This window comes from Streptomyces sp. URMC 126 (assembly GCF_051386555.1).
Taxonomy (GTDB): Bacteria; Actinomycetota; Actinomycetes; order Streptomycetales; family Streptomycetaceae; genus Streptomyces.
Map to the genome: position 1 here is coordinate 1 of NZ_JBPQTX010000187.1, position 13,820 is coordinate 13,820.

The 13,820-nt window shown below is 69.9% G+C and carries 8 protein-coding genes and 1 pseudogene; 7 read left to right on the forward strand and 2 right to left on the reverse strand.

Annotated elements, in window-relative coordinates; all coding sequences use genetic code 11:
- From ACSNOK_RS21570 to ACSNOK_RS21585, 4 genes are all read left to right on the forward strand, one after another.
- Positions 1-1,236 (forward strand): cytochrome P450 (locus tag ACSNOK_RS21570; protein WP_436782382.1); only part of this gene is annotated, 1,236 nt, incomplete at its 5' end.
- 123 nt (positions 1,237-1,359) lie between these two features.
- Positions 1,360-2,586: a cytochrome P450 family protein gene (locus ACSNOK_RS21575; protein ID WP_436782383.1), complete on the forward strand. Its 1,227-nt coding sequence runs from the start codon at positions 1,360-1,362 to the stop codon at positions 2,584-2,586.
- A 106-nt stretch (positions 2,587-2,692) separates the two neighbouring features.
- Positions 2,693-4,483 (forward strand): GmrSD restriction endonuclease domain-containing protein, encoded by a 1,791-nt coding sequence (locus ACSNOK_RS21580; RefSeq protein ID WP_436782384.1) that lies wholly within the window; start codon positions 2,693-2,695, stop codon positions 4,481-4,483.
- A gap of 231 nt (positions 4,484-4,714) precedes the next feature.
- Positions 4,715-5,410 carry a VC0807 family protein gene (locus ACSNOK_RS21585; protein WP_436782385.1) on the forward strand — a complete coding sequence of 232 codons (696 nt, stop codon included), beginning with the start codon at positions 4,715-4,717 and terminating at the stop codon, positions 5,408-5,410.
- Positions 5,411-5,480: 70 nt separating this feature from the next.
- Here ACSNOK_RS21585 and ACSNOK_RS21590 read toward each other — a convergent pair whose 3' ends face one another.
- Positions 5,481-6,548 carry a helix-turn-helix domain-containing protein gene (locus ACSNOK_RS21590; RefSeq protein WP_436782386.1) on the reverse strand — a complete coding sequence of 356 codons (1,068 nt, stop codon included), beginning with the start codon at positions 6,546-6,548 and terminating at the stop codon, positions 5,481-5,483.
- Positions 6,549-7,900: 1,352 nt separating this feature from the next.
- On the opposite strand from ACSNOK_RS21590, the gene ACSNOK_RS21595 reads away from it, so the two are divergent.
- From ACSNOK_RS21595 to ACSNOK_RS21605, 3 genes are all read left to right on the forward strand, one after another.
- Complete coding sequence (locus ACSNOK_RS21595; protein WP_436782387.1) at positions 7,901-10,009, forward strand: restriction endonuclease; 2,109 nt, start codon at positions 7,901-7,903, stop codon at positions 10,007-10,009.
- A 97-nt stretch (positions 10,010-10,106) separates the two neighbouring features.
- Positions 10,107-12,035 (forward strand): DNA helicase RecQ, encoded by a 1,929-nt coding sequence (recQ, locus tag ACSNOK_RS21600; protein ID WP_436782388.1) that lies wholly within the window; start codon positions 10,107-10,109, stop codon positions 12,033-12,035.
- 49 nt (positions 12,036-12,084) lie between these two features.
- Entirely contained in the window at positions 12,085-12,651 is a 567-nt protein-coding gene (locus tag ACSNOK_RS21605; protein ID WP_436782389.1) for a hypothetical protein, read from the forward strand.
- A gap of 347 nt (positions 12,652-12,998) precedes the next feature.
- Here the strand turns inward: ACSNOK_RS21605 and ACSNOK_RS21610 are convergent.
- Positions 12,999-13,622 (reverse strand): annotated as a pseudogene (locus ACSNOK_RS21610) (class F sortase); the annotation flags it as partial.
- Between the last annotated feature and the right edge of the window lie 198 nt (positions 13,623-13,820).

The window sequence follows — 13,820 nt, forward strand, 5'->3', positions numbered from 1 at the left end:
CCCCAACCCCCCGCGACCCCCCTCTACGGCGAGGTCCTCACCGGCGACACCCACGCCCTCTACGAACGCCTCCGCCGCGAGCACGGCCCGGTCGTCCCCGTCGAGTTGGAAGCAGGCGTTCCGGCCTGGCTGGTGATCGGCTACCGGGAGCTGCTGGAGGTCACCCGCAACGAGGAGTGCTTCTCGCACGATTCGCGCCGCTGGCGGGCGCTGCGCGAAGGGCTGGTGCGTCCCGACTCGCCCCTGCTGCCGATGATGGGCTACCGGCCGACCGTCCTGTTCGCCGACGGGCCCGAGCACCGCAGGCTCTATCGGGCCGTGAACGACGGCTTCGTCCGCCTCGACCAGCACCGGCTGCGCCGCAGCATCGCCCAGTTGTCGAACATGCTCCTCGACGCGATCGCCCCGCGCGGCGAGGCCGACCTGCTGGCCGAGTACGCGCAGCAGCTGCCGCTGTGGGCGGCCTCCCGGATGCTCGGCCTCCCCGACGAGACGGCGCCCGAACTCATCGCCGCCGTACGGGGCATGGTCGACAGCGGGCCGGAGGCGACCGCCGCCGACCAGGCGCTCCGGCGGATCCTCGGCGACCTGGTGCGCCGCAAGCTCGCCGAGCCGGGCGACGACCTCACCTCCTGGCTGCTCGCGCACCCCGAGGGCCTGTCGCCGGAGGAGGTCCTGCACCACCTGGCCGTCATCATCGTCGCGGGCAACGGGCCGGCCGCCAACTGGACGGCGGCGACGGTCCGGCTGCTGCTCACCGACACCCGCTTCCGCACCCACGTCACCGGCGGCCGGCTCACCGTCGACGCGGCGCTGGACGAGGTGCTGTGGCGGGACGCGCCCGTACAGAACTTCCCGGGCCGCTACGCCACCCGCGACCTGCGCCTCGGCGGGCAGGACGTACGCGAGGGCGACGCGCTGCTGCTCGGCATCGCCGCCGCCAACCACGACCCCGCCGTGCTCCCGCCCGACGGCCGGATCGTCCCCGGCAACCGCTCCCACCTGGCGTTCGGCGCGGGCCCGCACACCTGCCCGGCCCGCGATCAGGCCCGGGTGATCGCCCACACCGCCGTCGACACCCTCGTCCACCGGCTGCCCGACATCCGGCTCGCCGTGCCCGCCGGGGAGCTGTCCTACCGGCCGTCGCCCTGGGCCCGCGCGCTCACCGCCCTGCCGGTGCGCTTCACTCCCGTCCCCACTCCCTCACAGCGCCCTCGCCCCGCACAACACTCCTGACGCATCCGACGACTCCTCACCCGCACTCGCACTCGCACTCGCACCCGCACGCGCACCCGCACTCCCACCCACTTCACCGTCCCATTCCGCCCCACACCGCACCGCCGCCGCTGGAGGCCCGTCATGGACACCCGCACCGACGCACCGCTGTTTCGCCTGGACGTGACCGGAGCCGACCTCCACGGGGAGATCCGACGGCTGCGCGACACCGGACCCGTCGTCCGCGTCGAGCTCCCGGACGGGATACCCGCCTGGGTGGTCACCCGGCACCGGCTGCTGCGCGACCTGCTGACCGACCCGCGCGTCGTCAAGGACCCCGTCAACTGGTCGCTGCTGCGCGACGGTTCGGTCCCGGAGGGGTGGCCGCTGATCAACTTCGTGGCTCCGGCGGGCATGGTCACCGCCGACGGCGACGACCACCGTCGGCTGCGCACCCTGGTCACGCAGGCGTTCACGCCCCGGCGCATCGCGGGGATGCGCGCGCCCGTCGAGGCGAACGTCCGGGGGCTGCTGGACCGGCTGGCCGCCCAGCCGCCCGGTCCCGTGGACGTACGGGCGCTGTACGCCTACCCGCTGGCCATGCGGACGATCGGCGACCTGCTCGGCGTCCCGGAGGAGCGGTACGACGAGTTCCGGGCCCTCTCCGCCAGCCTGACCAGCAGCGCGACCGGACCGGACGAGGTCATCGCGACCCGTCGCCGACTGCTCGCCCTGCTCGCCGCGCTGGTGGCCGAGAAGCGGGCGGCGCCCGGCGAGGACATCGTCAGCGACCTGATCGCCGCCCGGGAGGACGCCGACCGGCTCTCCGAGGAGGAGCTCATCGGCACCCTCCTCCTCATGCTCGTCGCAGGCCACGGCACGACCCTCAACCTCGTCACCAACGCGGTGCGCGCCCTGCTCACCCACCCCGAGCAGCTCGCCCGCGTCCGCGCCGGCGAGCTGCCGTGGTCGGCGGTGGTCGAGGAAACGCTGCGCTGGGACTCGCCCGTCGCGCACTTCCCGATGCGCTACGCCAAGGAGGACATCCCGCTGGAGGGCGCGGTCATCCGGCGCGGTGACGCGATCCTCGCCTCGTACGTGGCGGCGGGCCGCGACCCGGAGCAGTACGGGCCGACGGCGGAGGACTTCGACACCGGCCGCGAGAACAAGCGCCACCTGACCTTCGGGCACGGTGCCCACTTCTGCGTCGGCGCCGCCCTGGCCCGGCTGGAGGCCGAGACCGCCCTGCCGGCCCTCTTCGAACGCTTCCCCGGCCTCGCCCTGGCCACCGCCCCGGAGGAGCTCCTCCCGCTCCCCTCCTTCATCAGCAACAGCGTCCACACCCTCCCCGTAGTCCTCAAAACCTGTTAGAAACACCTTGCATGAAGGCGAGCCTCCAAGAGCTCACTCTCCATTCGAACAGATCCAGAAATCCAAGGGCAGCAACTCACAAGATCCCGACAGGGGAAAATGACAGATGTCCATCACGCCACGCGGAATGTCCATTCAAGAAGCCTACAGCCTCTATCGCAGCGAGAAACTAATCGTCAACCGCAACTATCAGCGGAAGCTCGTATGGGGCGTTGACGAAAAAGCCCATCTCATCGACAGCATCCTGCGCGGCTTCCCAGTGCCACTGTTCCTGCTGGCGGAGACTCTCGACGGGAAATTCGAGATAATCGACGGGATGCAGCGACTGGATGCAGTATTCGGATACATCGAACACAGATACGCAATTCCTAACGCGAACGGCGAAAGGGAATTTTTTGACCTGCGCGAATTCTCCCGCGCCCGGCAGCTCGCAGAGACAGGCGCATTTGAGCCTGAGCCCGGAGAGCTCAAGCTCCTACCTGCAACGAGATGCGCCGACCTTCTCGACTACCAACTTGCGGTGACCATCTTCGATTCCCATGAAGAAAAACGCGTGACCGAAGTTTTTCGTAGAATCAACTCCGGAGGCCGACAGCTCAGCGCCCAAGAGAAACGTCAAGCAGGCGTGGTCAGCGACTTCGTGCGAATGGTACGAAAATTGGCGTCAGACTTCAGATACGACGGATCTCCCGATATCATACCTCTCACTAAAATGCCTGTCGTGTCGATCGACTCAGCAAGAGAAAGACTGGGATACGGTATTGCCGCTGAAGAAACTTTCTGGTGCAGTCTCGGAATCCTCAATCCGAGACAACTGCAGCAGAGCGAGGACGAACAGCTCCTCGCGGACATCTGCATCTCCGTGGTCAGAGGAAACACGTTCAGTGTGAGTTCGGACGTACTGGACAAATATTTCGAGCCCGGCACAACCGAGAGTGCTTCACTCGCTGTAGAGTTGAAAAATTACGGCACAGACACCCTCGCAGACGACGTCAAGAACGTACTCGGCGCAATGAAGGCAATGGTCGAGTCCGAGCGCCCCGGAGTAAACGGCGCCTTCCGATCCCACGTCAGCACCAGCAGTTTCACCTCAGCAAAAACTCCGTTCTACGCGGTTTTTATGGCCTTCTACGATTTGATGATACGGCAACAAAAGCAACTATCCGATCCCAAGTCGGCATTTGCCGCAATACGAAAGGTTTCAGCCCGGCTGACACCCAGCAGGAACACCACAACCGAAAAACAGCGACAGGAAAACATCGACATCGTCAGGGGGCTCCTGCAGAAACACTTCACCAGATCGCCCCGCCCTGCACTATCACACGGCCCCGCCATGGAAATTGAATTCCCTAATATTATCAGGAGGGCGCCCATCGAGAGCGCGAGATACGAATTCAAGCAGGGTATAGTATCGCTCTACGGCAACCGTTCAATCAACCAGTCATTCCTCGCCAAGCTTTCCAAGCTTGCCTCCGCCATCGCTAACGTAGGGCCGGAAGCAGATGGATACATAGTTTTTGGCGTAGCGGACAGCCGAGAGGACGCGACTCGAATCGAAGAACTCGACTCCATCAAACCGATCAGCATCGGAAATCAGCTACTGGTCGGTGTGGACAGGGAGTGCCGCGCTCTTGGAATTCAGCTGAGCGACTACACCAGGACAATAATTAAGGCTATCCAACAATCTCCGTTGAGTGAACCACTCAAGGGTGATCTGCTAGCAAATGTGGACACGGTCTCCTACTCAAGACGCTCCTACGTTGTCATCCGAGTTCCCGTGCAGAATGAGCTGGCAAGCCACGGTGAGGAATATTTCGTCCGAGACGGAGAGGATCTACGTAAGATGAATACTCGTGAGGCGCTTGCTGCCGCCAAAAGATTTTCACGCCAAGGATAAAATCTCCCCTTCGCGGCGCACAACGCATGGAGGCTCCGGCTCAACAGACTAGACACGCGGCGCAATCTCTGTGGCTGGAAAACTACGCACAGTAACCGTGTTCTTGTGCTCCACCCATGACATTCGTCCTGCCCGATCCCCCACACCCGGCCCTGCCGCCGGCCGCCCCCGCTCCGCGAAGCTGTGATCGACACCCCGGGACCACCCCGAGACCAGCCCAGGAGCAGCAGCATGTCGAAGGCGATTGCCCCGACCGCCACCGCCACCCCCGCAGCGCCGGCGCGCGAGGAGCACCCGCTCGCCACCGCCCTCAAGCCGCTGGTGCTGGACGTGGCCGTGCCGCTGGGCGGTTACTACCTGCTGCACGAGGGCTTCGGGCTCGGCCTCGTCCTCTCCCTGGCCCTCAGCAGCGTGGTGCCCGCCGTCCGCACCGTCGTCAGCGTGGTGCGCGAGCGCACGGTGAACGGGCTGGCCGGTGTGATGCTGCTCGTCAATCTCCTTTCCATGGCCCTGAGCTTCGCCACCGGTGACGCCCGCCTGATGATCGCCAAGGACTCCGTCATCAGCAGCTTCGTCGGCGGCGCCATCCTCTGGTCCGCCGTGCGCGGCGCGCCTCTGCTGACGGCCGGCCTCAAGCCCGTGATGGTCAAGGACAGTGCGGTCAAGGCCGCCGCCTGGGAGCGGCTGACCACGCGGAACGCCCGGTTCCGGAGCCTGGAGCGCCGGTACAGCGCCGTCTGGGGCGTGTCCCTGCTGACCGAGTGCGCGGCCCGCGTGATCGGCGCCTACACGCTGCCCGTCGACGTGATGGCCTCCTGGGGCTCCACGGTCATGCTGCTGGCCGCCATCGCGGTCGGCATCGTGGTGGGCGGAGCCGTGAGCGTGACCCCGATGGAGAAGCTGCTGGACGAGGAGGCGGCGGCGTAGCGGCCGCACCGTTCCCCGAGGACCGCGCTCCGCTCAGGCCGCGGTCCTCATGCACGCGTACGCCTTGTGATCAGACGGCGCGGTGCGGGGACTGCGCCGGCAGGAGAGCGGGCGTCCGGGTCCTCGGGTAGAGGCAGGCGTACAGGCGGTAGTGCCTGCGCATCTCGACACGCCCGGTGTGGCTGAGCACGTAGACCTCCTGGTCGCCCCGGGAAGCCAGAACGACGAATTCGCGAGCCCGCAAGGCGGACCACACGCCCGTCTCCGTCTCATGGCCGACCGGGAGACCGTCCGGACCGGCCTCGGCGAGCATCACCATGATCCGCCATTGTCTGGCGCTCATCGCCATCGCGAGGAAACCGCTCAGTAAGTGAGCGGAATGTTCGGGAGCCCCGTCAATCAACTCTATGAGGCGGGCCTGCCGTTCCACCGCCCGCCGCCGGTCCCGGCCGCTCTGCGCGTAGGCCGCGTCGACTTCCGCGACAGCGCGCTCCCGCAACAACTGGCGGAATCGGGACAGTTCGTGATTGACCAGGTGGACAGCCGAGCTCGGAGCACGCTGGACGAGCGCCGCGACAGCGAGCAGTTCCGGGTCGTCACGCTCCACGACCGCCGGGGCGTGGAGCGTACGGGCGCGTTCGAACAGCGAACCCAGCAACCGGGTGAGCTGCGCTCGGCGCTCGGCGGCGAGCGGATGATGGTGCAGGGCCTTGTTCACCTTGCGCGGCGGAACGCCGAGGACGTCCGCCAGCCGGCGGCGCAACGTGCCGTCATCCCGTACCGGCAGCCGGGCGCGCAGTTCGATATCCCGGTACGTGCCACGGCTGACGCCCAGCGCACCGGCCACCAGAGCGGTGGTCAGCCCCGCTTGCACCCTCAGCTCGCGGAGGGTCGGGTGCCGCGACGAGGAGAGCGTCAGTCTCGCCGTCGGCACGTCGAACACGGCGGCGAGGTCCGCGATACGCCGCGGGTCAGGCACCGAGCGTCCGTTCTCGTACGCCAGGATCCGGGTTTTCGACGTCCCCACGCGCTCAGCGAGCTCAGCGGCGGTGAGCAGCCGCCCGTCGACCGGCCGCTCCGCTCTCAGCGACCGCAGGGCGTCCCCGTCGAAGGCGGCCATACCACGTGCCACTGACATCGACCTCCCCGCGAACCCACTCCGGCACTGGAGCAAGGTACCGTTTAGGGTCCGGTCGGCGCCCGAATGAGCATTGATTCCGTACTTACAACGCCCCGCCCCTCACGCGCCCTTCCGCGACAGCGGACTCGTTTAGGACCAGTACGGGTTCCGCTCGTCACCCATGGATGAGAGGCTGGGGCGCGGAACCCGCGCCCCTGTCGGGCCGGCCGAAACGCTGGTGCGGAGTTCGCTCAGACACGGCGTCCACGTTGGACACCGCGCGATCGGGGGTAATCGGGCATACGCATACCTGGCAAACAACGATGGGCCCGCGCACTGGGTCGTCACCGCCGCGCGGGCCCATCGACCGGCTAGGTATCGGACGGCGGGTGAGGGTTCACCTTCACCCGCCGTCGCCGAAGACTCCCAAAAGGAGCCGGATGAGCCAGATCAGCACTTCGCCGACGGCTCGCTTCCATAACGGCTCGACACCTCGGTCCGGCTCCTCGTTGCGCGCTTGACGCGGAACGTTTCCCCCGCCCCCGTCAGGATCTGCACCCTGCGGGCCGAGGGCATCGCCACCCCGGTCATCCGCCCGTTCGGAGTCAGCCACGAGACCTGACCCTCTCTCATAGTTGGGATTGGATCGGTTGATCCAATTGACGTCAACCGACGTGGTCCCGAGAGAGAGCTGCTTCAGATCGTACCGGGTGTCACAGGGCATCAACGCACTGCTGACGAACATCTGATCTGGGGCCAACCCCCTTACGCCGCAGTCACTTTCGAATGCCAGCTCCGGCAAGACCAAGAGGGCAGGGAGGGGGAGGAAACGGGACGCCCCGCCTCCGATGACAAGGTGCGGCCTCGTGGAATTTCGGGCGTTCGGCGCCTAGTTACCCATAAGTAAAGGCGAAGTGGCGCCCTCAACCTGTGAAGTGGAGTCTCCAGAGGTCGGAACCAAGGCGGCAAGTCCCGTTAATTTCCGGAAGGTTGTGACTTTTCGCCCCGCTGCCTGTCTGAAGGCCTTACCTTAGTCCCGCCCTGCGGCATGTGCAGCAGGACCACCCCACGCGCCCACGACTCACTCGCCCGCCCCGGGCGCCCCGTCGTCAGGCTCACGGCATCGGTCCCGGCCCCCTCCGGATCGCCCCGTCCGGCCCCCCGCCATCGAGGGACCTGGCACGCACCGCGCCGAAGGCCACCCTCCCGCCCGTCCGTCACTCCGTCGCACCGGCTCTCTCCCACCGTGCGGAGGCCCCGCGTCAGCCCGCTCCGCCGCGACTAGAGTTGACGGGTCACCGCTGGTCATGGAGCCAGTACGTATCGCGGTTCCGGGACGGATCGGTCTCGGGGGGAGGGCTGAATCCGCCATGACTCGTCGCTCCAACGGGCTGATAGGCATCTGGGCGGAGGCCCAGCGCGCGCAGAACCGCCAGCAGGAGCTCCGGCACCGGGCGGAGGTCCAGGAGCAGCGGGAGCGGGAGCGGGCGCAGCGGGCGGCCGAGCGGGAGGCGGCGCGGCTGGACCGGCAGCGGCGGGCGGCCTACCGCCAGGCGCGCGAGGCGGAGGCGCGGCGGCGGACGGAGGAGCTGGAGGCGCGGGTCGCGGAGCTGGAGGGGCTGCTGCGGACGGGGTGCGCGGCCCCGGCGTTCTCGGCGGCGCGGCTGACCGAGCCGGAGGTGCTGGAGCCCTTCAACCCGGGGCACCTGGGGGTGCCGGCGCCGCTGCCGGACCCGGCGCGGTACGGGTTCGGACGGCGGTCGCAGTACGAGCGCGACCTGCGGGCCGCGCAGGAGGCGGAGGCGCTGCGGCAGCGGCAGCTGGCCGGCTACCGGCAGCAGTACGACCAGTGGGCGGCGGCCCGGCTGGCGCAGATCCGGCAGCACAACGCGGGCGTCGCGGAGCTGGTGGCGGCGCTGCGGGCGGGGGACCCGGACGCGGTGGTGGAGTACTTCTCCGCGGCGCTCTACTCGTCGTCCGCCTGGCCGGAGGAGTTTCCGCACCAGGTGTCCGCCGCCTATGACCCGGGCGCGCGACAGCTGGTGATGGAGTGGGAGCTGCCGGGGTTCGAGGTGGTGCCCGAGGTGAAGGCCGTGCGCTATATGCCGACCGCCGACCAGGAGAAGGAGACGGCCCGTCCGGTGACCCAGCGCCGCGCGCTGTACCGGGACGTGGTGGCGCAGTGTGTGCTGCTGGCGGTGCGGGAGCTGTTCGCGGCGGACGAGTTCGGGACGCTGGAGTCCGTCGTCCTCAACGGTTTCGTCGACGACCACGACCCGGTGACGGGCCGGCGGGCGCGGCTGGTGCTGGCGGCGGTCACGGTGGACCGGGCGGCGTTCGGGCGGCTGCACCTGGAGCAGGTGAGCGCGCCGGACTGCCTGGTGGACGGGCTCGGCGGCCGGCTGTCGGCACGCCCCGACCAGCGGACGGCCGTCCGGGCCGAGCGGACGCCCGACGAGGTCGGCCGGGGCGTGGTGTCGCACGGCGGCGCGGACGACGACGATCCGGATCTGTTCGAGATGGACCCGGTGGCCTTCGAGGCGCTGGTCGCGGAGCTGTTCCGGGCGCGCGGGATGCGGGCGGTGATGACGACCCGGTCGAACGACGGCGGGGTGGACGTCGAGGCGCTGGACCCGGACCCGATCAGCGGCGGCCGGATCATCGTCCAGGTGAAGCGGTACCGGAAGACCGTGCCCCCGACGGCGGTCCGGGATCTGTTCGGAACGGTGCAGGGGGCCGGGGCCAATAAGGGGGTCCTGGTGACGACGTCCCGGTTCGGCCCCGGCTCGTACGCGTTCGCCAACGGCAAGCCGCTGACGCTGGTGAACGGCGAGGAGCTGGTGGGGCTGCTGGCGCAGCACGGGCTGCGGGGGCGGTTGGGTCCGGCGGGGACGGACGGCGGTGCCGCGTCCCGTACGGCCGCCCCGGCCCCTGGTGCCGGCGCCGGGTCCGACGCCCGGCCCGGCCCCGGGCCGGAGGGCTCCTCGGAGGACGCCGACCACAACGTGCTGGGCATGTCCTGGTCCGGCGGCGTGGCCCTGGACGTGTGCGCCCTGGTCTGCCGGGGTTCCCGCGTCCTCAGTGAGGACCACTTCGTCTTCTACAACAACCCCCGGACCCCCGACGGCACCGTGCGGTCGATCACCCCACTGCCCGGGGACAAGGCGGCCCTGCGGGTGGCGTTCGACGCGCTCCCGGAACCGGCGGACCGGCTGGTGCTGGCGGCGGCCATAGACCCCGAGATCAACCCCGAGGCGGACCTCGCCCGCTTCACGGACGCCCGGATACGGCTCGCGGACGCGTCGGGGGCGGAGCTCGGGCAGCTGGAGGTCTCGGACGGCCGGCCGGGCGAGACGGCGCTGGTGCTGGGGTCGTTCCGGAAGCGCTCCGGGGGGAACTGGGACTTCGTGGTCGGGGGCAAGGGGTACCCGGGAGGCCTGGAGGCTCTGGTGCAGGAGTACGGCATAGAGGTGGCGTAGGACACCCGTGGGTGACCCGGTTGTCCACAACCGGCCGCCCGTCCACAGGCTTCCTTGATCGCCCTCTCGGCCGCACCATTCCTCGTAGACTGCCCGAATGGCCGACCCCACCGAGACCACCGAGACCAGTGAGCCCGGAGCGTCGAGCGAGGCGCTGGGCGTCCTGCGCCGCGTCTTCGGTTACGACGCCTTCCGCGGGGCACAGGAAGAGATCATCGAGCACGTCGTCGCAGGTGGCGACGCGCTCGTCCTGATGCCCACCGGCGGCGGCAAGTCACTCTGCTACCAGATCCCCGCCCTGGTCAGACCCGGTGTCGGAGTGGTCGTCTCGCCGCTGATCGCCCTGATGCAGGACCAGGTGGACGCGCTCCGCGCGCTCGGCGTCCGCGCGGGCTTCCTGAACTCGACGCAGGATCTCGACGAGCGCCGCATGGTCGAGGCCGAGTTCCTGGCGGGCGAGCTGGACGTGCTCTACCTCGCCCCCGAGCGGCTGCGCCTCGAATCGACCATGAGCCTGCTGGACCGCGGCAAGGTCTCGGTCTTCGCCATCGACGAGGCCCACTGCGTCGCCCAGTGGGGCCACGACTTCCGCCCCGACTACCTGGCCCTGTCCGCGCTGCACGAGCGCTGGCCCGACGTGCCGCGCATCGCGCTGACCGCGACCGCCACGGACGCCACCCGCCGGGAGATCGCGGCGCGGCTCCAGCTGGGTGACGCCCGTCACTTCGTGGCCAGCTTCGACCGGCCCAACATCCAGTACCGCATCGTGCAGAAGAACGAGCCGCGCCGCCAGCTCCTGGAGCTGATCCGCGGCGAGCACGCGGGCGACGCCGGCGTCGTCTACTGCCTGTCCCGCAAGAGCGTGGAGGACACGGCCGCGTTCCTGGTGCGGGAGGGCGTCGAGGCGCTGCCGTACCACGCGGGCCTGGACGCGCGGGTCCGCGCCGCCAACCAGGCGCGCTTCCTGCGGGAGGACGGCCTGGTGATGGTCGCCACGATCGCCTTCGGCATGGGCATCGACAAGCCGGACGTCCGGTTCGTGGCCCACCTGGACCTGCCGAAGTCCGTCGAGGGCTACTACCAGGAGACCGGCCGCGCCGGGCGCGACGGCCTGCCGTCCACGGCCTGGCTGGCGTACGGCCTGCAGGACGTCGTCCAGCAGCGGAAGATGATCGACGGCTCGGAGGGCGACGAGGCGCACCGCCGGCGCCTGGCCGCCCATCTGGAGGCGATGCTCGCCCTGTGCGAGACGGTGGAGTGCCGCCGGGTCCGGCTCCTGGCCTACTTCGGCCAGCACGGCGAGCCGTGCGGCAACTGCGACACCTGTCTGACACCGCCCGTCACCTGGGACGGCACGGTCGCCGCCCAGAAGTTCCTCTCGGCAGTCTTCCGGCTGGCCCGCGAGCGCCGCCAGAAGTTCGGCGCCGGCCAGATCATCGACATCCTGCTCGGCAAGCGGACGGCCAAGGTCATCCAGTTCGACCACGACCAGCTCACCGTCTTCGGCATCGGCACGGAGCTCAGCGCCGTCGAATGGCGGGGCGTGGTACGGCAGTTGCTGGCCGAGGGGCTGCTCGCGGTGGAGGGCGAGTACGGCACGCTCGTCCTCACCGACGCCAGCGGGGACGTGCTGGGCGGCCGCCGCAAGGTGCTGCTGCGGCGGGAGCCGGAGCGGAAGGCGGCCCGGACGAAGTCGGCGTCCGGCGGTGGCGGCGGCCGGTCGGGGAGCCGCGCGGCGGTGGCCGAGCTGCCGCCGGCCGCGGTGCCGGTCTTCGAGGAGCTCCGCGCCTGGCGTGCCGCCACGGCGAAGGAGCAGGGCGTCCCCGCCTATGTGATCTTCCACGACGCGACGCTGCGGGAGATCGCGACGGCCCTGCCGGACTCGCTGGACGGCCTGGCCGCCGTGAACGGCGTGGGTGAGAACAAGCTGGTGAAGTACGGGGAGCGGATCCTGGAGGTGCTCAAGGGGCTGGGTGCGAAGGAGGAGACGGAGGAGACGGAGACCATGGCCGCCGTTACGGAATGAGACTCGCCCTTTCGGCCGGGGCCTTCCCCGGCCTCCCCAGGAGCAGGCAGTGACCCCGTACTCCCTGGCGTTCTACGTGGACGTCGTCACGACCGGAACCGTCCTCGGCCTGCGCCCGGCCGACTCTCCCGAGCGCGTCGCCGAGGTCCTCGGCCCCGACTCCGGTGACAACGTCTTCGGCGGTCTCGCCTTGTGCCGCGACTACGGCCTGGTCGAGTTCCACTGGACGCGCGAGTCCCGCCAATCCCCCTGGGAGGGGCACCACTTCACGCTTCAGACACACCGACTGGCGCACCGGGGACGGACGTTCGGGAGCGACCCGATCCGTGAGCGGTACGGCCGCTTCCCTCCGCGGCTCCGTTTCGACAAGCTGCGCCGCCTGCTGGAACGACGCGGCGTGCCCCTGGTGGAAATACCGGAGGACCCCGCCAACGCGCCCTACTACCGCTCGTTCTGGCAGCCGAGCTCCCGGGTGGAGATCTCCGTCATCGCCCTGTGCGACGAGTACCGCACTCCCTCACTTCTACGGGTCGGCGACGTGTACGCCCTCCACGCCCCGCTGACACCGGCCGCGATCGAGGCGCGGCGGGAGCGGGCCCTCACCCGACGGGTCTGACGCGCCCGGGCGGAGGCTCAACGGGCGCCGCCCGTACGCCACTTCGCCGGAGGGGAAGCGAATGGGGAAGGCGAAGGGGGCTTCGGAGCGGCGGCCCGGCGCCCGTCGCCCTTCGCCGGTGCCGGCCGTACGGGGGGTGCGGGCGCCCGCGACCGGTCGGGCCGCGGTGGCGCGGCGGGCTTCTTCGCCGGCCCGGCCGGCCGCGACGGCGCGTGCCCGCCCGGGGACTTGGGCGTGGACGCCGACGACGGCGCGCGCGGCGGTACGGACGTGGGCGCCGGTGCCGGCGCGTGGGGAGGCGCGGACGACGGTCCGGCGCCCGCACGGCCCCGGCCGCCCGGTTCGACGACCTTCGCGAGGTGCGCGTACACCACCACGTTCCCCAGATACGCGTGACGCTCCTCCGAGAACCCGCCCCCGCACGTGATCACCCGCAACTCGGCCCGCCCCGAGGCCCCGTACACCTTCCGGGACGGGAAGTCCCCCCGGTCGTACACCTCGATGGCGTCGATGGTGAAGACCGCCGTCCGCCCGTCGGCGCGGACGATCTCGACGACGTCCTTCTTCTTGAGGGCGCCGAGGTTGTAGAAGACGGCCGGGCCGGTGGGGGTGTCCACATGGCCGGCGACGACCGCGGTGCCGATGGCGCCGGGCGCGGTACCGGCCTCGTACCAGCCGGCGAGGTTCCCGTCGTCCCGCGGCGGGCTGGCGAGGCTGCCGTCCGGCTGGAGGCGGAGCCCGCGCAGCGGGGCGTCGACCTTGATCTGGGGGATGCGCACCCGGACGGGCGTGACCGGCGGCAGCGGCCGGATCAGCGGGTCCCGGAGGTGTGGGGCCAGGGCACCCGCGCCGCCCGCGGGGAACGCCTGGGCCCGGGAGGGCTGCGGCGGCGGGGCGGCCGCCCGGGACCCGCTGTCTATCAGCCAGCAGCCGGAGAACAGGCCGGCCGCGACGAGTACGGCGGCGGCTATCGGGTGCGCGGCCGGCCAGGCGCCGGGCCCGGTGCGCGGGGTGATCCACGTGGTCCACGTAGTGCGCTCGGGGCGCTCGGGGCGCTTCGTCCGGAGCATCGAGGTGTCACCGTCCTCCACCGACGGATGTACGGCGGCCATCCCCCTGTCCACGGCCGCCCCGGGCCCCCGGGTGTCTCCCGCCCCGGGGTCTCTCCG

Bases quoted from the DNA above. Each gene is read 5' to 3' on its own strand.
- ACSNOK_RS21595 (WP_436782387.1), top strand. From the start codon at position 7,901: ATGACTCGTCGCTCCAACGGGCTGATAGGCATCTGGGCGGAGGCCCAG.
- ACSNOK_RS21590 (WP_436782386.1), bottom strand. From the start codon at position 6,548: ATGTCAGTGGCACGTGGTATGGCCGCCTTCGACGGGGACGCCCTGCGG.
- recQ (WP_436782388.1), top strand. From the start codon at position 10,107: ATGGCCGACCCCACCGAGACCACCGAGACCAGTGAGCCCGGAGCGTCG.
- ACSNOK_RS21575 (WP_436782383.1), top strand. From the start codon at position 1,360: ATGGACACCCGCACCGACGCACCGCTGTTTCGCCTGGACGTGACCGGA.
- ACSNOK_RS21580 (WP_436782384.1), top strand. From the start codon at position 2,693: ATGTCCATCACGCCACGCGGAATGTCCATTCAAGAAGCCTACAGCCTC.
- ACSNOK_RS21585 (WP_436782385.1), top strand. From the start codon at position 4,715: ATGTCGAAGGCGATTGCCCCGACCGCCACCGCCACCCCCGCAGCGCCG.